At 70.9% G+C, this 21,125-nt stretch carries 18 protein-coding genes; 12 read left to right on the top strand and 6 right to left on the bottom strand.

Translation table 11 applies throughout. From position 1 onward, the window contains the following. Window positions 1-170 precede the first annotated feature (170 nt). From ABD810_RS07580 to menC, 4 genes are read left to right on the top strand one after another with little or no spacing between them, the layout of a single operon-like run. Window positions 171-1,250, top strand: coding sequence for a dipeptidase (locus tag ABD810_RS07580; protein WP_344936059.1), 1,080 nt, complete (start codon window positions 171-173; stop codon window positions 1,248-1,250). Continuing rightward, on the top strand, window positions 1,247-2,347 hold the full coding sequence (locus ABD810_RS07575; RefSeq protein ID WP_344936057.1) for a M20 family metallopeptidase: 1,101 nt from the start codon (window positions 1,247-1,249) through the stop codon (window positions 2,345-2,347). The genes ABD810_RS07580 and ABD810_RS07575 overlap by 4 nt, the downstream gene beginning before the upstream one ends. Beyond that, window positions 2,344-3,168 carry a GNAT family N-acetyltransferase gene (locus ABD810_RS07570; protein ID WP_344936054.1) on the top strand — a complete coding sequence of 275 codons (825 nt, stop codon included), beginning with the start codon at window positions 2,344-2,346 and terminating at the stop codon, window positions 3,166-3,168. Before ABD810_RS07575 ends, ABD810_RS07570 begins: the two co-directional genes overlap by 4 nt. Next, complete coding sequence (gene menC, locus ABD810_RS07565; RefSeq protein WP_344936051.1) at window positions 3,165-4,274, top strand: o-succinylbenzoate synthase; 1,110 nt, start codon at window positions 3,165-3,167, stop codon at window positions 4,272-4,274. Before ABD810_RS07570 ends, menC begins: the two co-directional genes overlap by 4 nt. Window positions 4,275-4,301: 27 nt before the next feature. On the opposite strand, the gene ABD810_RS07560 is transcribed toward menC, so the two are convergent. From ABD810_RS07560 to ABD810_RS07550, 3 genes are all read right to left on the bottom strand, one after another. Then, complete coding sequence (locus tag ABD810_RS07560) at window positions 4,302-5,846, bottom strand: AMP-binding protein (RefSeq protein ID WP_344936048.1); 1,545 nt, start codon at window positions 5,844-5,846, stop codon at window positions 4,302-4,304. 91 nt (window positions 5,847-5,937) lie between these two features. Beyond that, a complete protein-coding gene (locus tag ABD810_RS07555; protein WP_344936046.1) occupies window positions 5,938-7,017 on the bottom strand; it encodes an acyl-CoA dehydrogenase family protein in 1,080 nt (359 codons plus the stop codon). Beyond that, window positions 7,014-8,198 (bottom strand): acyl-CoA dehydrogenase family protein, encoded by a 1,185-nt coding sequence (locus ABD810_RS07550; protein WP_344936043.1) that lies wholly within the window; start codon window positions 8,196-8,198, stop codon window positions 7,014-7,016. Before ABD810_RS07550 ends, ABD810_RS07555 begins: the two co-directional genes overlap by 4 nt. A 180-nt stretch (window positions 8,199-8,378) precedes the next feature. On the opposite strand from ABD810_RS07550, the gene ABD810_RS07545 reads away from it, so the two are divergent. Next, a complete protein-coding gene (locus tag ABD810_RS07545; RefSeq protein ID WP_344936040.1) occupies window positions 8,379-8,723 on the top strand; it encodes an avidin-fold protein in 345 nt (114 codons plus the stop codon). Window positions 8,724-8,727: 4 nt separating this feature from the next. Here the strand turns inward: ABD810_RS07545 and ABD810_RS07540 are convergent, their stop codons facing one another. Beyond that, window positions 8,728-9,372 carry an Lrp/AsnC family transcriptional regulator gene (locus ABD810_RS07540; protein ID WP_344936036.1) on the bottom strand — a complete coding sequence of 215 codons (645 nt, stop codon included), beginning with the start codon at window positions 9,370-9,372 and terminating at the stop codon, window positions 8,728-8,730. A 119-nt stretch (window positions 9,373-9,491) separates the two neighbouring features. On the opposite strand from ABD810_RS07540, the gene ABD810_RS07535 reads away from it, so the two are divergent. From ABD810_RS07535 to ABD810_RS07505, 7 genes are all read left to right on the top strand, one after another. Continuing rightward, window positions 9,492-11,105 (top strand): ABC transporter substrate-binding protein, encoded by a 1,614-nt coding sequence (locus tag ABD810_RS07535; RefSeq protein ID WP_344936033.1) that lies wholly within the window; start codon window positions 9,492-9,494, stop codon window positions 11,103-11,105. Beyond that, the gene (locus tag ABD810_RS07530) at window positions 11,080-12,177 is read left to right on the top strand and encodes an ABC transporter permease (RefSeq protein WP_344936030.1); all 1,098 of its coding nucleotides are present in this window, start codon (window positions 11,080-11,082) and stop codon (window positions 12,175-12,177) included. The genes ABD810_RS07535 and ABD810_RS07530 overlap by 26 nt, the downstream gene beginning before the upstream one ends. Window positions 12,178-12,241: 64 nt before the next feature. Then, the gene (locus ABD810_RS07525; protein WP_344936028.1) at window positions 12,242-13,093 is read left to right on the top strand and encodes an ABC transporter permease; all 852 of its coding nucleotides are present in this window, start codon (window positions 12,242-12,244) and stop codon (window positions 13,091-13,093) included. Next, window positions 13,090-13,950 carry an ABC transporter ATP-binding protein gene (locus ABD810_RS07520; RefSeq protein ID WP_344936025.1) on the top strand — a complete coding sequence of 287 codons (861 nt, stop codon included), beginning with the start codon at window positions 13,090-13,092 and terminating at the stop codon, window positions 13,948-13,950. The genes ABD810_RS07525 and ABD810_RS07520 overlap by 4 nt, the downstream gene beginning before the upstream one ends. Continuing rightward, on the top strand, window positions 13,947-14,861 hold the full coding sequence (locus ABD810_RS07515) for an ABC transporter ATP-binding protein (RefSeq protein ID WP_344936023.1): 915 nt from the start codon (window positions 13,947-13,949) through the stop codon (window positions 14,859-14,861). Before ABD810_RS07520 ends, ABD810_RS07515 begins: the two co-directional genes overlap by 4 nt. Continuing rightward, on the top strand, window positions 14,858-15,838 hold the full coding sequence (locus ABD810_RS07510) for a M24 family metallopeptidase (protein WP_344936021.1): 981 nt from the start codon (window positions 14,858-14,860) through the stop codon (window positions 15,836-15,838). Before ABD810_RS07515 ends, ABD810_RS07510 begins: the two co-directional genes overlap by 4 nt. Before the next feature lie 81 nt (window positions 15,839-15,919). Next, a complete protein-coding gene (locus ABD810_RS07505) occupies window positions 15,920-17,278 on the top strand; it encodes a sensor histidine kinase (protein ID WP_344936019.1) in 1,359 nt (452 codons plus the stop codon). Between the two features lie 57 nt (window positions 17,279-17,335). Here ABD810_RS07505 and ABD810_RS07500 read toward each other — a convergent pair whose 3' ends face one another. After that, window positions 17,336-18,316, bottom strand: coding sequence for an AurF N-oxygenase family protein (locus ABD810_RS07500; RefSeq protein ID WP_344936017.1), 981 nt, complete (start codon window positions 18,314-18,316; stop codon window positions 17,336-17,338). 121 nt (window positions 18,317-18,437) lie between these two features. Continuing rightward, window positions 18,438-21,119 (bottom strand): exo-rhamnogalacturonan lyase family protein, encoded by a 2,682-nt coding sequence (locus tag ABD810_RS07495; protein ID WP_344936014.1) that lies wholly within the window; start codon window positions 21,117-21,119, stop codon window positions 18,438-18,440. Between the last annotated feature and the right edge of the window lie 6 nt (window positions 21,120-21,125).

The following is a 21,125-nucleotide window of genomic DNA, read 5'->3' as shown; positions in this document are numbered from 1 at the left end:
AGATGCCCGGGGCCCTCGAATACCGATCAGCCGGGGCTGCGTATACGGTCGGATCAAACCGGACACTCCCTGATCGGGGGGTGCCCCTTCCGGCCGGCCGACTTCCGCGTCGTCCTCACGACGTCCGGGAAGGACCACCGGCAAGCTCGACGGGCGAGAGGAGTCCACACGTGTTCGCTGATCTCCATCAGGACGCGATCGTGGCAGACACCCATAACGACCTGCTCATGGCGGTCTCCGCGAGGCCGCCGGAGATGTGGGCGTCGTTCTTCCGCGAGCAGTGGCTGCCCCAGCTACGCGAGGGCGGCGTCGACGTGCAGGTTCTGCCGGTGTTCATCGACAGCCAGTTCCGCCCCGAGGGGTCTCTCCGGCAGACCCTGCGGATGATCGAGTGCGCCCACGTGCTTGCCGAGGGCAATCCCGACGAGGTCAGCATCTGCTACGACGGGCAGCAGATCGACGAGGCCCTGGCACTGGGGAGGATCGCCCTGGTCATCGCTCTTGAGAGCATGCCGGGGCTGGACGCGAGCGTGGAGCTGCTGCCCACTCTGTTCCGCCTGGGGGTCCGGGTGGCCTCCATCGCCCACTGGGGCCGTACGCCGCTGGCCGACGGCAGCGGGGAGGACGCCACCGGCAGCCGCCTCACCGCCCACGGCGTCGCGGCCCTGAAGGAGATGGAACGGCTCGGCATGATCTTCGACATCTCCCACCTGGGCGCGTCCGGCGTGGCCCACGTGCTGGAGATCGCCACCCGGCCGGTCATCGCCACGCACTCCTCGGCCCGCGCCCTGCGCGACCACCACCGCAACCTCACCGACGAGCAACTGCGCGCCGTCAGCGCCGGTGGCGGCGTGGTCTGCGTCAACTTCCTGGCACCCTTCCTGTCGGAGAACCCCGAGGAGTACACGGCGGAGCGGCTCGCCGACCACATCACCCACATCGCCGACGTCGCCGGCATCGACCACGTGGGCCTGGGTCCCGACTTCATGCGGGAGGTCATGACCGATCTGACGCCCCCCTGCTGCGAGACGGTCGCGTACGGCGAGATCGACTCCCTCGCGGCCATCCCCGGCCTCGAAGGGCCCCGCGGCATGCCCCTGGTCACCGAACAGCTTCTCAAGCGCGGCCTGACCGACGAGGAGATCCGCAAGATCCTCGGTGGCAACGTGATGCGGCTGTTCCGCGCGGAGCTCGGGCGTCCCGGGCCGGAGATCCCCCAGGCGGCGTCCGGCGCGGGGCACGTCAGATGATGCCGGGCGACCTTCCGGTCATGCTGGACGACCTGGAGGAGCTCGTCCTCTGCGAGTCGTTCTCGTCCGATCTCGGCGCGGTCGCGACCAGTGCGGGCGTGGTGGCCACGCTGGGGGCAAGGCACCTCGGCGTGCGGCCCGAGCCGATCGTGATCGACGGGGTCACCCATCTGCGCTGGAGCTTCGGCACGCCGCGCGTGCTCCTGCTCGGCCACCACGACACCGTCTGGCCGACGGGCTCGCTGCGCGAGCACCCGTGGTCGGTCACCGACGGCGTCGCCCGGGGCCCGGGGGTGTTCGACATGAAGGCCGGGCTGGTCCAGCTGTTCCACGCCCTGCGCTCGCTGACGTCGCTGGATGGGGTGTGCGTGCTGGTGACGGGCGATGAGGAGGTCGGATCGCCGACGTCGCGCGCGCTCATCGAGCAGAGCGCCGAGGGATGCTCGGCCGCGCTCGTGCTGGAGGCGAGCGCCGACGGCGGCGCGCTGAAGACCGCGCGCAAGGGCGTCTCGCGGTACCGGCTCGCCGTGCACGGGCGGGCCGCCCACGCGGGCCTGGAACCCGAGAAGGGGGCGAACGCCGGGGTCGAGCTTGCCCACCAGGTGGTGGCCATCGCCGCGATGGCCGGCCCGGAGAGCCCGACCAGCGTGACGCCGACGGTACTGACCGCGGGCATGAGCGAGAACACGGTGCCCGCGCAGGCCGTCGTCGCCGTGGACGTGCGCACCCCCGACCTCGCGGCACAGGGCCTCGTGGACACCTGGATGCGCGCCCTGTCGCCACGGCTGGCCGGGACGCGCCTGGAGCTGACAGGGGGGCCGAACCGTCCGCCCATGGACGCCACCTCCTCCTCGGCCCTGTTCAAGCTGGCCGAGCAGGTCGCGACCGAGCTCGGGCTCGGCCCTCTGCGGGGCGTGGCGGTGGGCGGCGCGTCGGACGGCAACTTCACGGCCGGGGCCGGCTGCCCCACGCTCGACGGGCTCGGCGCGGTGGGCGGCGGCGCCCACGCGGCGCACGAGCACGTGATCGTGGCGGAGATGCCCCGCCGCACGGCCCTGCTGGCGGGGCTGGTGGAAGCGATCCTGGAGGGGCGGTGACCCTCGTCGGCCAGGCCGCCGGGCAGGCGGAGGCGGCGGCCCGGCGCAGCGGGGTCCAGATACGCGAGCTTCGCGAGATCGCCGAGTTCGAGCTGGTCGTCGCCCTGTACGACGGCATCTGGAAGGCCGAGCCCGGCAACGAGCCCGCGAGTGTGGAGCTCATGGTGGCCCTGTCCCACAGCGGCAACTACGTGAGCGGCGCCTTCGACGGCACGAGGCTGGTGGGCGCGACGGTCGGCTTCCTCGCCGGCCCTCCGGGCACGGCACTGCACTCGCACGTCACCGGCAGCGTCACCGGGCGGGGCATCGGCTTCGCCCTCAAGCTCCACCAGCGCGCCTGGGCGCTCGCCCAGGGACTCACCCAGATCTCCTGGACGTACGACCCGCTGGTCCGCCGCAACGCCTACTTCAACATCACCAAGCTCGGCGCCCGGCCCGAGAAGTACCTGCGGTCGTTCTACGGGCGCATGGGCGACGTGATCAACGCGGGTGACGAGTCCGACCGGCTGCTGGCGGTGTGGCGGCTGGCCGAGCCGCACGTCGTGGCGGCCTGCTCGTCCGAGGCCGAGCCGCCGGTTCTCCCCGGCGGGACGGTGGTCGCGCTGGACACCGAGGCCGACCTTCCCGTGGCAGGGCGGGTGGACGGCCGGGTGCTGCTGGTCCGGACGCCCAAGGACGTCGAGACGCTTCGCCGTACCGACCCGGCGGCGGCCAAGGCGTGGCGTCACGCCGTGCGCGAGGCGCTCGGCGGGCTCATGGACGGCGGTGCGCGCGTGACCGGATTCACCGCCGACGGCTACTACATCGTGGAGCGACCATGAAGATCACCGGTATCGAGCTGCGCAGGATCGCGATGCCGCTGGTCTCGCCGTTCCGCACGTCCTTCGGCACCGAGACCGAGCGGGACGTGCTGCTGGTTCGAGTCGTCACGCCCTCGGCCGAGGGGTGGGGCGAATGCGTGGCGATGTCCGGGCCGCTCTACTCCTCCGAGTACGCCGACGGGGCCGCGGACGTCATGCGGCGGTTCCTCATCCCCGCGCTGACCGCCCTGCCGGACCTCGACGCGTACGCGGTCGGCCGGGCGCTGGAGCCGTTCAAGGGCCACCGCATGGCCAAGGCGGCGCTGGAGACGGCCGTGCTCGACGCCGAACTGCGCGCGGCCGGCAGGTCGTTCGCGGGGTTCCTGGGCGCCTCCCGCGACCGGGTGCCCTGCGGGGTGTCGGTCGGCATCATGGACTCGATCCCGCGGCTCCTCGACGCGGTGGCCGGATATCTGGACGAGGGCTACATCCGGGTGAAGCTCAAGATCCAGCCCGGGTGGGACGTGGCGCCCGTACGCGCGGTACGGGAGCGCTTCGGTGACGACCTGCTCCTCCAGGTGGACGCCAACGCCGCCTACACCCTCACCGACGCCCCCCACCTGGCCCGGCTCGACGACTTCGGCCTGCTGCTCATCGAGCAGCCACTGGCCGACGACGACCTGGTGCAGCACGCTGCCCTGGCCAGGCGGCTGCGGACTCCTGTGTGCCTGGACGAGTCCATCGAGTCGGCCGCGCACGCCGCCGCCGCCATCTCCCTCGGGTCCTGCTCGATCATCAACATCAAGCCCGGCCGGGTGGGCGGTTACATCGAGGCCCGGCGCATCCACGACCTGTGCCGGGCGCACGGGATGGCGGTGTGGTGCGGCGGCATGCTGGAGACGGGTCTCGGCAGGGCCGCCAACGTGGCGCTGGCGGCCCTGCCGGGCTTCACCCTGCCGGGCGACACCTCGGGATCCAGCCGCTACTTCGCGACCGACATCACCGAGCCCTTCGTCCTGCGGGACGGCCATCTGCCCGTCCCCACCGGCCCGGGGCTGGGGGTGGACCCGATACCGGAGATCCTGGACAAGGTCACCACCTCCACCGAGTGGATCGCCGCCTCCTGACGCTCCGGCGACATGGCGGCCGGGTCGTCACGAGTCCTTGGACAGGCGGAGGTAGTCCTCCCGGACCCGGTAGCGGGAGAGCTTGCCCGTCGGGGTGCGCGGCAGCTCGTCCCGGTACTCGACCACCCGGGGATGCTTGAAGCGCGCGATGCGGGGCTCGCAGTGCGCCAGCAGCTCGGCGGTCAGGTCCGGGCCCGGGCTGACCTCGGGGACGGGCTGGATCAGCGCGACGACCTTATGTCCCCATTCCTCGTCGGGAACCCCGATCACCGCGACGTCGGCCACGGCCGGATGCTCCAGCAACGCGGCCTCGATCTCGGCGGGGTAGATGTTGACCCCGCCCGAAATGATCAGGTCGGTACGGCGGTCGCAGAGGAACAGGAAGCCGTCCTGGTCCAGGTAGCCGATGTCGCCGGGCGTGTACCACTCGCCTCGCTTGCTGGCGGCCGTCTTACCGGGGTCCTTCCGGTACTCGAAGGCGCCGATGACGGACTTGACGTAGACCATGCCGGGCTCCCCCGGAGGCAGCTCCTCGCCGTTCTCGTCCAGGATCCTCGCCTCGAACGTAGGCGCGGGGCGGCCGACGGTGCCGGGGCGGGCCAGCCAGTCGTGCGGCTTGACGAAGAACGCGATGGTGGACTCGGTCGAGCCGTAGTACTCGTAGAGCACCGGCCCCCACCACTCCATGATCGCCTTCTTGACGGCGACGGGGCAGGCCGCACCGGTGTGGATCACCTGCTGGAGGGACGACACGTCGTACTTCTTCTTGACGTCCGCGGGAAGCTGGAGCATCCGGTGGAACATCGTTGGGACCATCATCGCGTTGGTGACGCGGTACTTGTCGATCAGCTCCAGGATGTTCACCGGGTCGAACCTGGGGGTGATGACCACGGTGTGCCCGAGGTTGAGCGCGATGGAGGTGTGCGCGCACGGCGACGAGTGGTACATCGGCGAGGTGACCAGGTGGACCGCGTCCCCGGGCCGCAGGTCGCACACCTCTCCGGCGAACCACGTGGTGAGCGGGACGACGTCCTCGGGCGCGGAGCCGGACAGCGACCGCTGCACGCCCTTCGGGAATCCGGTGGTGCCGGAGGTGTACCACATGACCGATCCGCTGGAGCGGTTCTCCGGAGTGCCGGGCGACCGTCCCTCGGCGAGCCCGGCGTGCCCCGCGTACACCACCTCCTCGGGGATCCCGGCGGAGGCGCACGCCTCCTTGACGGTCCCCGCGAGCACGCCGTCGATCTCCCCGTACACCACGATCTTGGCGTCGCAGTCGCCGAAGATGTACGCGATCTCGGCGGCGGTGAGGTGCCAGTTGACGGGCACGTAGTACAGCCCGATCTGGCCGGTGGCCAACAGCATGATCACCGCGTCGATGCCGTTGGGCAGCACGCCCGCGACCACGTCGCCCTTCACCAGCCCGCGCGACCGCAGCCCGTTCGACACCTGGTTGACGCGGGCGAGCAGCTCGCCGAACGTGGTGACCGATCCGTCGGTGTCGACCACCGCCCTGCGGTCAGGGTCGGCCTCGGCGATCCGGTAGAAACCAGGCAGCTCGCTGATGTCCATGGGCAACTCCTCGATCGCGGGTCGGGTCACATCACGAGATGACGGGAGTCGGCCGGGTCAGGAGACCTTCTGTCCAAGGCCCGGCGGGTGGTCAGATGACGAGGTCGGCGAGGCGGGTGCGGTGGGTCCGGGACGGGCCGAACAGCACTTCATCGCTCTTCGCCCGCTTGTAGTAGAGATGCGCGTCATGCTCCCAGGTGAAACCGATACCGCCGTGGAGCAGCAACTGGCCGCGCGCCACCTCGAAGCAGGCGCGCCCGACGTACGCCTGGGCGAGGGCGGCGGCCTCCGCCAGCTCCGCCGGCGACTCGTCGGCGGCCCACGCGGCGTACCGCACGATCGCGTCGGCCTGCTCCAGCTTGCAGTGCATGTCGGCGAGCTTGTGCTTGACCGCCTGGTAGGAACCGATCTGGCGGCCGAACGCCATCCGGATCCTGCTGTAGGCCACGATCGCGTCGAGCCCCGCGCGCAGCACGCCGAGCTGCTCGGCCGCGAGCGCGACCGACGCCAGGTCGAAGGCCCGCGCGAGCGCCCGCCCCGCGGCCTCCCCGCCTCCGGCGAGCCGGCCGTGGGCGTGGTCGAGGGTGACGCGCGCCTGGCGGCGGGTCAGGTCGAGGGTCGTCAGCGGCGTGCGGCCGACGCCCTGCGCGCCCGCCTCGACGGCGTGCACCGTGACCTGGTCACCGGTGCCGGCGACGACCAGGATGACGTCGGCGTCGGCTCCGTTCGGTACCGCGGGAAGCTCGCCGCTCAGCGTGTCCCCCGACGCGGTGACGGCGCCCGGCTGCCCGGGGAACGGCGCGACGGTGGCCACCGTGGTCCCGGACGCGATGCCCGGCAGCAGCTCCTTGACGGCGCCGCCCTCGGGCAGCTCGGTCAGGACGATGGTGGCGAACACGGTGGCGAGCAGCGGTCCGGGCAGGAGCGCGGCGCCGGTCTCCTCCAGGGCCACGGCCAGGTCGGCGTGGCCCGCGCCCGCGCCGCCGTACTCCTCGGGGACGATCAGGCCGGCCAGCCCCAGCTCGCCGTTCAGGCGCCGGTAGACGGCCCGGTCGTACCCGTCGGGACCCTCGGCGTCCTCGCGGACCTTGCTGAGCGGCGAAGCGGTGCCGAGGAAGCCGCGGACCGCGGTACGCAGTTCCCGCTGCTCGGCGGACAGGACGAGTTTCATGACTGCGTACCGACTTTCAGGTCCTTGAAGGGCACGTTCTTGTCCACCCGTGGCTCCGGAGGCAGGTTCAGCACCCGATCGCCGATGATGTTGCGCATGATCTCGTTGGTGCCTCCGCCGAGGGACATGGCCGGGGCGAGGGCGATGGCACCGGCCAGCCCGCCCGCGCCCTCGTACGCGACCGCCTCGGGCCCGGCCAGCGAGACGGCGAGGTCCGCCTGGAAGTTGACGAGCTCGGCGAGCAGCAGCTTGGCCGCGCTCCCCCGCGCGCCGGGGAAGACCCCGGCCTTGGTCTCCTGCGAGAGCTTGGCGTTGAACAGCGCGAGCGCGCGGCTCCTGATGTGGAGCTCGACGAGCCCGTCGCGTACGAGGGGATCGGAGGTGTCGACGATCTTGCGCAGGGAGTCGAAGGACGCGGGATTGTCGCGCTGCCCGCTCATGCCGACGCCACTGGAGATCGACAGCCGCTCGTGCAGAAGAGTCGTGACGGCGCAGCTCCAGCCGTCGTTGACCTGGCCCACGACGTTTCCCGGCGCGATGTACACGTCGTCGAAGAAGATCTCGTTGAAGTGCGCACGCCCGGTCATGTCCTTCAGCGGCCGGACGGTGACGCCGTCGGCGTGCATGTCGACGATGAACATCGTCAGGCCCTTGTGCTTGGGCACGTCCACGTCGGTGCGCGCGAGCAGCAGGCCGTAGTCGGCGTGCTGGGCGACCGAGGTCCACACCTTCTGGCCGTTGACGACCCAGCCTCCGTCGTCCGACGGCACGGCCCGGGTCTGCAGGCTGGCCACGTCGCTGCCCGCGCCGGGCTCGGAGAACAGCTGGCACCAGATGTCCTCGCCGCGCAGCAGCTTCTTGATGTGGCGGGTCTTCTGCTCGGGCGTGCCGAGGTCGACGAGCGTGGGGCCGCACATGCCGAGGCCGATGGAGAACACGTAGGTCGGCAGCGTGACCTCGCTCGCCTCGGTGGCGAAGGCGCGTTCCTCGGCCTGGGTCAGCCCCTGGCCGCCCCACTCGGCCGGCCAGGTGATGCCGGAATAGCCCGCGTCGTAGAGCCGTGCCATGAAGTCCTTGGCCGCGGCGAGCCCGTCCTCCTCGGTGGCCCCTTCGGCGCGGGCTCCGGGGGCGTTGGCCGCGAGCCAGGTCCTGGCGCACCGCTGGTATTCCTCGAGATCCATGTTCACTCCACCACGTGGACATCAGTGAGCACTTACTCTAACGAGCGGCGAATCGGGCGTACAGATCATCCCTCTGTTCCGCCATCGACCGCAGACGGATCACCACACCAGCCCGGAACTGGTGAGCGAAACGTCCAGCCGGGCCGCGCCCGGGCCGGAAGGTGGGCACGATGCGGAGCCGTGAGCGACAGCAACCTTCTCAACGGCCGCACTTTCATCATGATCAGCTCGACGGCGAGCGAGGTGAGCGCCGACGATCCCACCCGGTTCGTCTACGAGGAGGAGGACGGCCTCATCTGGGGCGGCTACGGCGGCGACACCGTCACCCACGGCCGCTTCGTCGGCACCAGGGAAGCCGATCGGGTCGAGATCACCTACGTCCACGCGCTGAAGGCGGGGGGACGGGCGGGAGGCCGCAGCTCCAGCCGCATCGAGTCACTGCCCGACGGGCGCCTTCGCCTGATCGAGGAGTTCACCTTCGACGGCGACGACACCCCGCAGGTCAGCGTGTGCGAGGAGGCCTAGCGGGTCAGGTCTGCCGGCGCATGTCGGCGCGGCCCTCCGCGGCGCCGACGAAGCGCATCTTGCCCAGGGGCACTCCGGCCGGGGGCGGCGGGTCGGCGGCCGGCGGGCGGCGCGGCGCCTGGCGGGGGCGGTGGTCGGAGGGGAGCACGTACGGCCGCTTGAGCACTTCGTCCAGGATGAAGACGGTCTCGGTCGCCTTGACCGCGGGAATGCTCGCCAGCCGCTCGGTCACCAGCGCGTGCACCGCGGCGACGTCGGCCATCCTGACCTGGATCATCGCGTCGTGCTGCCCGGTCGTGATCGCGCAGTACTCCACTTCCGGCATCTGCGCGAGCTGGGCCCGGAACTGCTTCCACATCTGCTGCCGCACCGTCACGAAGACCAGCGCGGTGATGCCGAGCCCGGCGCGTACGTGGTCGACCTCGGCGGTGAACCTCTTGATCACCCCGTCTGCCCGCAACGCCTCGAACCTGGTGTAGGCGCTGGCACGAGAGATCCCGACCCGCTCGGCGAGCGCCGCCACCGAGATGCGGCCGTTCTCCCGCAGCACTTCGAGGATCTTCATATGGATCGCGTCGAGCTGGAGGCCGATGCCGATCCGTCCAGGGACGCCGGTCCCGGACGATGGCCCGCCTGACATTTCGGTCATACCTGGTTCCTATGCGTCAGATCCGTCTCGGCGTACTGCCATGAGCTGGACGTTCTAGCGGACAATCCTGGACGACACGCTAACAATCGTCTACATAGCCCAATTCCGGAGGACACAGAATGGCGACCCGTCCGCGGCGCCGTACGGCATGGCAGGCAAAGGCGGCGCTGCTGCCGGTCCTGCTCACCGGCGCGCTCTCCCTCGCCGCCTGCTCCGGTGGCAGCACGCCCACCACGTCGTCTCAGAGCGGCGGCGCGAGCAAGACCCTGGTGATGGACGCCTCCTTCACCCTCAAGACCGCGGACCCCGGCCGCAACTACGAGCCGACCGGGCTGATCATCGGCAAGGCGCTCTACGACACCCTGCTGACCTTCGAGGGCACCGACGTCACCAAGCCGCTGCCCTCGCTCGCCGAGTCCTACGAGCAGTCGCAAGACGGCAAGACGCTCACGCTGAAGCTGAGGCAGGGCGCCACGTTCTCCGACGGCTCCCCCGTCACCGCCGACGACGTCGTGTTCTCCCTCGACCGCGTGCGGGAGATGAAGGGCAACCCGTCCTTCCTGCTCGACGGGGTCAAGGTCGCCAAGACCGACGAGACGACCGTCACGCTGACCTCCAAGATCGCCAACCCGGCGCTGCCGTTCATCCTCCCGAACCCCGCGCTCGGCATCGTGAACTCCAAGGTCGTCAAGGCGAACGGCGGCACCGCCGACTCCTCCGACAAGGCCGAGCAGTACCTCAACGGCGCCTCCGCCGGCTCCGGGCCGTACCAGCTGGAGTCCTTCAACGCCCAGTCGCAGGTGGTGCTGAAGGCCAACCCCAAGTACTGGGGCGCCAAGAAGCCCGCCTACGCCAAGGTGGTGCTCCGCAACGTCGAGTCCGCCACCCAGAAGCTGAACGTCCAGCGGGGTGACAGCCAGCTCGCCCTCGACCTGTCCGGCGACCAGATCAAGGGCGTCAGCGGGAACCTCCAGACCACCAAGACGGCGTCGGCCAACGTCGTCTTCCTGCTCGCCAACCAGGACTCCGGCGTCAGCAAGGTGACCAACAATCCCAAGGTCGTCGAGGCCATCCGCAAGGGCGTCGACTACCAGGGCCTGCTGGAGCTCGCCGGTGAGGGCTCGGTGCAGGCCCCGGGCGTGATCCCGACGATGTTCCTGGGCGCGCTGTCCCCCGACCAGGCGGTCAAGCGCGATGTGGAGGGCGCCAAGGCGGCCCTGGCGGCCAGCGGCGTGAGCGCCCCGAGCATCAAGCTGGAGTACCCCAGCGACATCACGCTCCAGGGCCTGTCGTTCCAGCCGTTCGCCGAGCGCATCCAGGCCAACCTCAAGGAGGTCGGCATCACCGTCGAGCTGGCCCCCGCCCCGGTGGCGACCGCGCTGGAGAACTACCGCAACGGCAAGGAGGAGCTCGGCCTGTGGTACTGGGGCCCGGACTATCCGGACCCGACCGACTACCTGGTCTTCCTCCCCGGCAAGACGGTCGGCCTGCGCGCCGGCTGGAAGGCGGGGGCCGACAAGGAACTGGAGGCCGTGGGCGACAAGGCCGCCACGACCATCGGCGACGACGAGCGCAAGCAGCTCTACACCGACATCCAGAACAAGCTCAACGCCTCGGGGCCGTTCATCCCGCTGATCCAGCCCAGCCAGAACATCGTGACGGCCGCCTCCGTCACCGGCCTCGCGTTCCACCCCGTGTGGACGGTCGATGTCGCAGCCCTCGGCGCCAAGTGACGCTCCCGCGGGTGGTACGGCTCCGCGCCGTACCACCCGCACGGGCACGCGCAGGCCTCTGGCGAGGTTCCTGCTCCGCAGGATCGCCGCCGCGGTGCTGCTGGGCTTCGGGATCACGCTGGTCACGTTCGTCCTGACCAACCTGGTGCCGGGCGATCCGGTGACGGCCAACCTCGGCCAGAGCGCGCTCGGCGATCCGGCCATCGTGGCCCGGTTCCGGGCCGAGCACGGTCTGGACAAGCCGCTTCCCGCGCAGTACCTGACGTATCTGGGCGGGCTGCTCCAGGGCGATCTCGGCATGAGCCAGCAGAGTCACCGTCCCGTCCTCCAGGACCTGGCCGAGTTCGTGCCGGCCACGATCGAGCTGGCGGGCGGGGCGATCGCGATCTCGCTGGTGGCGGGGGTCGCGTTCGGTGTCGTCGCCGCGCTGCGCCGCGACCGGCTGTCGGACCAGGTCCTGCGGGTCATCAGCCTCGTCGGCATCTCGGTGCCGACGTTCTGGCTCGCGCTGGTGGCCTTCTACGTGTTCTTCTTCCGGCTCCAGATCACCCCGGGCAGCGGTCGCATCGCCCCCGACATGAGCGCTCCGCCCGACGTCACCGGCCTGTACACGATCGACGCCGCGCTCGCGGGGCAGTGGGACGTGTTCTCGTCGGCCGTGGGGCACCTGATCACCCCCGCGTTGGTGCTGGCCGCGTACACGATCGGCCTGCTCACCCGCTTCACGCGCTCGGCGGTGCTGGAGGTGCTCGGGCAGGACTACGTGCGCGCGGCCCGCGCCAAGGGCCTGCCGGGCAGGGTCATCCTCTTCCGGTACGTGCTGCGCTCGGCGCTCGTGCCGATCATCACGGTCGCCGGCCTGGCGTTCGGCAGCCTGCTGTCGGGCACCGTGCTGGTCGAGTCGGTCTTCGCCCGGCCGGGCATCGGCCAGTACGCCTACAAGAGCGCCACGACCCTCGACCTGCCCGCCGTCATGGGCGTCGGGCTGGTGGTGGGCGCGGTGTACGTCCTGATCAACCTGGTGGTCGACATCCTGTACGGGATCATCGACCCAAGAGTGAGGCTCTCGTGATCGCGCACGGGGTCATCGGCCGGAAACGCTCCGGCATGGCCGTCCATCCAGGAGAGAGGCTGTGGTGAGGATCCTCTCGCGCCTTCCCGAGGCGTGGCGGCAGCCGCTGGCCATCGTGGGCGGTGTGGTCGCGGTCGCCTGGCTGGTGGTCGCCGTCGCGGCTCCGCTGCTGGCGCCGCACGACCCGCTGGCCCAGGACCTGCCGCGGCTGGCCTCGCCCGGCCCCGGTCACTGGTTCGGCACCGACCAGCTCGGCCGCGACATCCTGTCCCGGGTCATGTACGGCGCCCGCGTGTCCATCCCGCTGACGCTGTTGCTGGTGGCGCTGTCGCTGCTGATCGGCGGCGTCCTCGGCGCCTGCGCCGGATATTTCGGTAAATGGGTGGGAGAGGGGATCATGCGGCTGGCCGACCTGGTCTTCGCGTTCCCCACCGTGATCCTCGCGATGGTCGTCGCCGCGGCCCTCGGGGCGAGCCTGACCAACGCGGTGCTGGCGGTCCTGGTCGTGGCCTGGCCCTCCTACGCCCGGGTGACGCGCGGCCTGGTCCTTGGTATGCGCGAGCGCGAGTTCGTGCTCAGCGGGCGGCTACTCGGCTTCTCGGCCTGGCGCTCCCTGCGGGTCGACGTGCTGCCCAACGTGACCGGTCCCGTCCTCGTCCTCGCCACGCTCGACATCGGCACGGCGCTCCTGCTGCTGTCGGGGCTCTCCTTCCTCGGGCTCGGGGCCAAGCCGCCGTCCCCTGAGTGGGGCGCGATGGTCGCCGCCGGGGTGGACGTGTTCGACAGCTGGTGGGTCGCGACGTTCCCCGGCCTGGCCATCCTCACCGTGGTGCTGGCCTTCAACTTCCTCGGCGACACGCTGCGCGACGCCCTGGACCCCCGTACGGCCCGTGCCATCAAGGAGCGTGCGCTATGAGCGGGCCTGTGGCACCGGTCCTGAGCGTGGAGGACCTGACCGTCTCCATCGGCGAGCACGACATCCTCCGCGGCGTCGGCATCGACCTGCGGCCCGGCCGCGTCCACGGCCTCGCGGGCGAGAGCGGCTCGGGCAAGACCATGACGGGGCTCGCCACGCTCGGCCTGCTCCCCCACGGCGCCCGCACGACCGGCCGTGTCCTCCTCGACGGCCGCGACCTGCTCGACCTGTCCCAGCGCGACCTGAACAAGGTCAGGGGACGCGAGATCTCGATGGTCTTCCAGGACCCGGCGACCAGCCTCCACCCGATGCTGTCCATCGGCCGCCAGCTCACCGAGCACATGCGGCACCATCTGCGGATCGGCAAAGCCGAGTCGCGTGCCCGGGCGATCGAGCTGCTCGGGCAGGTACGGATCCCCGGCCCGGCCGCGGCCTTCGAACGCTATCCGCACCAGTTCTCCGGCGGCATGCGCCAGCGCATCGCCATCGCGATCGCCCTGGCGTGCGGCCCGAAGGTGCTGATCGCCGACGAGCCGACCACCGCGCTCGACGTGACCGTCCAGGCGGGAGTGCTGCGGCTGATCAGAGGCCTGTGCGACGACCTGGGGCTCGCCGTGCTGCTGGTGACCCACGACCTCGGTGTCATGTCGGCGGTCGCGGACGAGGTCAGCGTCATGAAGGACGGCCTGGTCGTGGAGACCGGTCCCCGCTCCCACGTCCTGCGCGAACCCGATCATCCCTACACCCGCGCCCTCCTGGACGCGCTGCCGAGGCAGGGCCCGGCCGCGCGACCGGGCGAGATCCTGGACCCACCGCCCGCAGCGGGCGTGGACACGCTTCCGAGGGAGGGCTCGTGAGCCTGCTGACCGTGGACGACCTGGTCGTCGACCACCGGACCCCGGGCCGTCCGGCCGTACGGGCGGTCGCGGGGGCCAGCCTCAGCGTGGCGGCCGGCGAGGTGGTCGGGCTGGTCGGCGAGTCGGGATGCGGCAAGTCCACCCTGGCCCGCGCGGTGTGCGGGCTCACGGCCGCCGCCGGCGGGACCATCGCGTTCGAGGACGGCGAGGTGACCCGCCTGGGCCTGCGCCGCAGGGACCCGGCGCTGACCAAGATCCAGATGGTCTTCCAGGATCCCTACGCGTCGCTCAACCCCCGGCGGCGGATCGGCGCGCAGATCGCCGACGGCCTGCGGACCGCAGGCGACCGCGAGACGACGCCCGGCGACATGCTGGAGCGCGTCGGCCTTCCAGCCCGGATGGCCGGCCGCTACCCGCACGAGTTCTCCGGCGGGCAGCGCCAGCGGATCGCGATCGCCCGCGCGCTGGCGGCCCGCCCGTCACTGCTCATCGGGGACGAGCCGATCTCCGCGCTCGACGCCTCGGCCCAGGCCCAGGTGGCGACGCTGATGCGCAACCTCGCCGTCGAGTCCGGCGCGGGCCTGCTGTTCATCAGCCACGATCTGTCCGTCGTCCGGCTGATCGCGGACCGCATCGCCGTGATGTACCTCGGGAAGATCGTGGAGACCGGGCCGACCGCCGAGATCTGGGCCGATCCGCGCCATCCCTACACCCAGGCGCTGCTGCGGGCGATCCCCGAACCGGACGGGCTGGGCCGGCTGCCCCAGGAGCTTCCCGGAGACGTGCCCGACCCGGCGGACCCGCCCACGGGGTGCCGGTTCCATCCTCGCTGCCCGATGGCGATGGACATCTGCGCGGAGAAGGAGCCGCTCCCCGGGCCGGTGTCCTGCTGGCTGTACCCGCCCGCATGACCGGCGAGGTCATGGCGGCCGTACTCGCCCGGATGGCGGAGGCGGGACTGGACGCGCTGGTCCTGCGGCCCTCCCCCGACCTGCGGTACGTCACCGGGCACGACGCCTCGGGGTTCCTCGTGCTCACCCCCGGCCTGCCGCCGGGGTTCGCGGCCGACGCCGCGGAGGCGGCGGCGCTGATCCCCGCCTCGGTGTCCCGGGTGGGGGTCGACGCGCAGATGCGGGCACACGAGCTGTTCGTCCTGCGCGTCGACGCCGATCTGGTGCTGGCGTCGGCGGTGCTGGACCCGCTGCGCATCACCAAGCGCCCGGACGAGATCGCCTCGATCGAGCGGGCGGCGGCGGCGGCCGACCTCGTCCTCGCCCTGGCCCGGGACCTCCCGTGGTTCGGCGTCACCGAGGGCGGCATCGCCCGGCGGCTCGCCCTGGAGTCGGGCGCCGAGGGACTGGTCTCCGTCGTCGTGGCCGCCGGGGAGAACACCGCCCGGCCGCGCCACGTGCCGGCCGGCAGGGTCATCAACCCGGGCGACGCCGTCTCGATCCGGGTGACGGCCGTGCACGACGGGTACCACGCGCACGCCAGCCGGGGGTTCGTCGTGGCCGAACCCCCCGAGGACTTCGACGCGCTCTACGCCGTCCTGCTGGCCGCGCGAGACGCCGCCGCCGACGCCGTACGGCCCGGTGTGCCGGCCGCCGCCGTCGACGACGCCGCCTGGACCGTGCTGGACGAGAGCGGGTACGGCCCCTACGTCACGCGCGGGACCGGGCACGGGGTCGGGCTGGACCGCCGCGAGGGGCCGTGGCTCACCACCGCGGACCGGACCGTACTCGCCCCTGGCATGACCATGACGATCGAGCCGGGGATCCACGTGCCCGACCTTTACGGGGCCAGGGTCGGGGATGTGGTGGAATGCACAAAAAACGGAGCCCGGGCGATGAACCGAGCACCGCGCACACTGCAGGTACTTGATCCATAGTTTGTGCCATCTTGCCCTTTCACTGGCCTGGCCGCGAATGATCCGGATTTAGGGTGATCATGAGGCGGACAGGGGGGCACGGTGAGGCTCTGGCGCGACTGGTCCGTACGGGCCCGGCTGGCATGGGTCGCCGGCGCCGTTACGGCCTTGGCGTGCCTGGGCGTCAGCATGCTCGTGTTCGTGGGCGTCCGCGACCTGGCGATGAGCGAGCGCAGGCAGGAGATCACGCTGGCCAACCTCCGCATCGCTCGCATGATCAGAGTGGGCGACCTGCCCCGGATCCTGCCCCCGCAGAGCGTGGCCGCCATCCAGGTGGTGGACGAGGTCGGCCAGATCGTGTCGTCGACCAAGGAGATGGCGGGCAAGCCGCTGATGGCGCCGTTCGTCCCCCCGAACGAGCTCGTCCCGGCCCAACAGGTGACCTGCTCGGTGCCAGCGTTCCCCGACACCTGCATGGGCGTGGTCGCCATACGGTTCTACCGCTACACGGGCGACTGGCTCATCTACGGCGCCGACCCCATAGTCCCGTGGTACGTCGATCCCATGCTCGTGGCGATCCTCGCGGCGGGCTCGCTCATTCTGATCGCGGCGACGGGCTTCGGCACATATCGCATCGTGGAGCGGGCCCTCGCCCCCGTGGACAGCGTCTGCAGGGAACTGGTGGAGATCACCGCGTCGGACCTGAGCCGGCGGGTGCCCCTGCCCGCCAATCGCGACGAGATCCGCAGCCTCGGGGAGACCGTTAACGAGACCCTGGACCGCTTGCAGCAGGCGGTGGAGCGGCAACGGCGTTTCGCCTCCGACGCCGGGCACGATCTGCGCAGTCCCATCACCGCCATGCGCACGCAGGTGGAGGACGCGCTGCTGCACCCCGACGACACCGACTGGATCAAGACCTCCGAGTCGGTGCTGGTGAGCCTGGACCGGCTGCAGGCCATCGTCACCGACCTGCTGATGATCGCCCGGCTGGACTCCAGCGAGAAGGTCACCCACGACTTCATCGACCTGGCCGAACTCGTCCGCACCGAGGCCCGCCGCCGCTTCCGCGGGAAGCGGATCGTGCTGGACCTCCAGCCCGGCGTGGTGATCAGCGGTGACCGGCTCCAGCTCATCCGCCTGCTCACCAACCTGCTCGACAACGCCGAACGGCACGCCACCTCCACGGTCACGATAGTGGTGCGCCGGGAGGACGAGCGGGCCGTACTGGAGGTGGTCGACGACGGCGAGGGCGTCGCGCCCGAGCAGCGGGAGGTCGTCTTCCAGCGCTTCATCCGCCTTGCCGCCGGCCGCGAGAAGGACAAGCAGGGCACCGGGCTGGGCCTGGCCATCGCCAGGGAGATCGCCGAGCACCACGGCGGCACCCTCGCCATCGAGGACGCCCCCAGGGGCGCGCGGTTCGTCCTGAGGCTCCCGCTCCTCGCCGTACGCCGGCATGAGTGACCCGCGGGCGGGCGCGCCCGCCGGGCGCCTCCGCACGGGACGCCCGGCGGGCGCGAACTAGGCGGCGCGGGGCTCGTCCCAGATGCCCATCGCCTTCCAGACGCGGCGGCTGAGCCCGTTGACCAGGCCGAGCTCGACGCACAGCTCCCTGGTCCTGCCCACGGAGTCGCGGATCTGGGCGGCGGTCTCCGGGTTGTCCTCGTAGACCTCCTTCACCACGTCATCGGGGATGTGGAACCTTCTGATCATCGCGCCTGGCGGCGAGAGCATGACCCTGGCCATGAGCCCGAGGATGAGCGGGGCGATCAGCCCGAGGGCGAACCGCCTGGCCCGCGACAGCGCGGGCACCCTGCGGCGAAGGTAGTGCCGGGCGAAGGAGATGTGCCTGGCCTCCTCCGCGACGTGGATGCGGATGATCGCCTCTTCGAGCGGATGATGGATCTTGCCGTCCTTCAGCATCTTGCGCTGGACGTGGTCGATCGGGTCCTCGCCGCCCAGCACGAAGACGAAGAACAGCTCGGTGGAGATGAGGGGGATCCACGGCACCCCCTGCGCCAGCACGCTGAGGTGCCGGGGCATCCCCCGGATCGGGAGCTTCGTACGGTTGACGAACTCCTGGAACATCATGCCGTGATGTCCCTCTTCGATGGTCTCGTGGTAGACGTACCGGAACTCCGGTGACCCGTTGGGCAGCCGGTAGGCGTAGTTCAGCAGGCCGCGCTTGAGCAGGTTCTCGAACTGCAGGCCGACCTTCATCGCGGTGGCCACCCGCCACAGGCCCATCGTGGCCCGGATGTGCTGGGGCTGCCCCTGGTACCACGGATGGCTGCCCAGCGCGTCGACCAGCGGCATCTCCCAGCGCGGATCGGTCTGGTCGACGGCGAAGTCCGGGTCGTCCCAGGGGATGTCGACGTAGGGCTCCCAGTGCTTCTCGACCGACGCCTTCGACAGGCGCTCGATCACCGCCTCGTAGGCCCGCTGCCCGGGGACCCGCTCGTCGTGCTCGATGTCCGGAGTGAGGTTCTTGGCAGGCGTCATCGCGCACTCCCATCACGTTGCCGAGAACCGCAATTGTACGACCGATCCAATAACCTGAAAAGGCGCTTCCGGCGCGAACCCCGTACCGCCCATGGCGGTACGGGGCCGGGCCGTCGGACGGTCAGGGGCCGGTGATCTTCGAGCCGATGAGGGCCAGGTTCTGGATGGCCGCCAGGCCGTACAGGGCGGTGGTGTTGGTGGAGACCCAGATCGCCTCCTCGGTGGGGTTCAGCGTCGTGGCGACCTTCTCCGACCTCCAGGGCAGGTTCGGGCCATAGCCGTCGCCGGTGTAGAACTCCTGCCACGCCCGGGCCGCCAGATCGTCCCGGGCCAGCCGGACCGCCGCGTAGGCGGTGAGGCGGGAGTGGCCCTGCCTGAGGATCAGGTTGCCGAACGCGGCCCCGGTCTCCGCGGTCTGCTCGGCCGCGGTGCCGTTGAAGAGCCGGCAGTACTGCAGCCACGCCTTCTCGAACTCCGGCATCTCGATCAGGTCGATGAGCTCGGCGCAGATCTCCACCTGGCCGAACATCGCCGACAGGTGAGAGACGGCGACCTTCTTCTCCGCCGGGGCGAACTCGCCGGTGGACAGGCTGTAGAGGCCCTCACCGGTGACGAAGCCGTTGGGCATCGCCGCGATGGTCCGCATGGTCGCCTTGAGCTTCTTCTCCGCGATCGGGTCGCCGCCGCGTTCCCACTCGGTCAGCCACGCCGCGGCCAGCCCCGACCAGTCGGTGCCGAGACCGATGGCCAGGGCCTCCGGATCCGGCGTGTAGGGCTCGGTCCGGATCTTGCGGAGCGGGTCGAGCGCCATGAACGTCTTGTCGGAGTCCACCAGCGCCCGCATGAGGTCGCCGACCCGCTCGTCGGCGGTGAGGAAGTAGAAGATCCGCCGGTAGGCCGCGGTGGAGATGCGCTGCTGCTTGGCGCTGCACCCCCAGTGCTGCACGTTGTGCCGGGTGCCGAGGCCGGCCCAGGGGCCGAGGTGGTAGACGTCCACCTCGCCGGTGTGCCGGGTCATCGCCTCGGCGAACCGGTAGATGTCGGCCCGGCCCGAGCGCAGGAACGCGTACCAGAGCCACAGGTCCGGTGACAGCTCGGAGTTGTCCCAGGCGTACCCGCCGACGTCGTAGCGCCACACGTGGCGGTCCTCGTCGTAGGTGTGCATGATGTCGCCGTAGTTCCAGAACCCGTACCAGTGCCGCTGCTCGACCTGCCCCTTGTAGTAGGCGAAGAGGAAGTCCAGGTGGTCCTCGATCGCCTTGGCGGCCGGGACCGACCGGTCGACGGGGGCGAACAGGCCGCCGAACACCTTGGCCGCCACCAGGTGCCCGACCGGGTTGACGAGCTGCGGCGGGGTGCGCGCGGCGTCGGCCATCGCGGCCAGCCGGTCGGCGGCGGGGGTCGCCTCCACGGCCCAGAACGTCAGCTCGCCGGTGCGGGCGATGCCGTACGGCGTACCGAACCCGGGTTCGTAGTCCTCGTAGGTGATGTTGAGTCCTTCGAGCTGCTCGGGATAGGTGTCCTGGCCCAGGCCGTCGTGGTAGAACCGCGTGTCCATCGGGCCGGCCTCCGGCGACCACATCCAGACGGTCACCTCGGCCTCGTCCGACGCGGCGCCCCGGATGTCGAGCTGGGTCGGGTGGCGCTGCCAGAAGTCGCGCAGCCCGAACGCCAGCCCGCCGGAGACGCCGCCGACGTACCCGAGCCCGGAGGCCCGCTTTCCCTGGTCGACGTCGACCCAGCCGTATCCCTTCTTCGTCCGCTTCTTCACCGTGAAGCCCTCGGCGGAGAGCTGGCTGAGCGTGTGGTCGCCCCAGTCCGGGATGAGGTGGACGCGGCTGCTCACCCGGGTGTCCCAGGTGGAGATGTCGGGGAGTCTCGTCCCGGCGACCTGCGCGGTGCGCACCGCGGCCCCCGGGTCCCGGCGCAGGCCGGTGATGCCCTTGACCGCCTCGGTCAGCATGCCGTGCCCGTCGCCGACGAACCTCACGTGCCGGTTGTACGGTTCGTCGCGCATGGGCACGCCGACCCGTACCCCGAGCCCCGCGATGAAGTCCTGCCGCCCGTCGCGGTCGAAGACGAACGTGTGCATCATGCGGATGCTCTCGGCGCCCGCGTAGAAGTAGAACCGCACGGTGAACGGCAGCCACGCCTTGCCCTTCTTGTTCTGGTGCCTGCCTTCGACGCGGACCACCGCACGGGCCGGTCCTGATCCTGACTGCTCGACCGTGACCTTCTGGATGTCGCTCGTATACCGGTCGAGCTGCGTCGTGCTCTCCTCGTCGTCGTCGATCCTGGCCTGCCTGAGGTTGACGAGCCGGAGCCTGCGCGCGACCTCGACCTCACCACGCCAGACCTGGCTGATCAGCTCCGAGCCGTCCTTGCGAACGCGGACCCTGATCACGCCGGTGTCCACGTCGACGTGGTTGCGGGCGTCCTTGACGGTGACCGGCCTGGCCGGGGCGGCGGCCGTACCGGCCTTGAGGGTGTAGGACTCGGCCGGGGCGACGGCGGCGACCGCGTGGGCGGTCCACTTCAGCGAGCCGTCGGGCCAGTAGGCGATCGGCCAGCTCTGGACGGGCACGGCGGTACCGTCGGCGGCGGCCAGCGCGAACGTCTGTCCCTTGGGCACCGCCCCCTTGGGCCAGGGTGTGCCCCAGGTGGATCCGGCGGGGAGCCCGGGGCTGCCCTCCAGCCACTTGATCGTCACCTCCGGTACGGCCGCGGCGGCGGAGGCGTTGTGGAACAGGGACGGCAGGGGCAGGGCGGCACCGGCCCCGGTCGCCACCATCCCCTTCAACATGTCTCG

This window comes from Sphaerisporangium flaviroseum (assembly GCF_039537005.1).
Lineage (GTDB): Bacteria > Actinomycetota > Actinomycetes > Streptosporangiales > Streptosporangiaceae > Sphaerisporangium > Sphaerisporangium flaviroseum.
The sequence above is the reverse complement of the archived record's forward strand: the minus strand, read 5'-3'. Positions and strand labels throughout refer to the sequence as shown.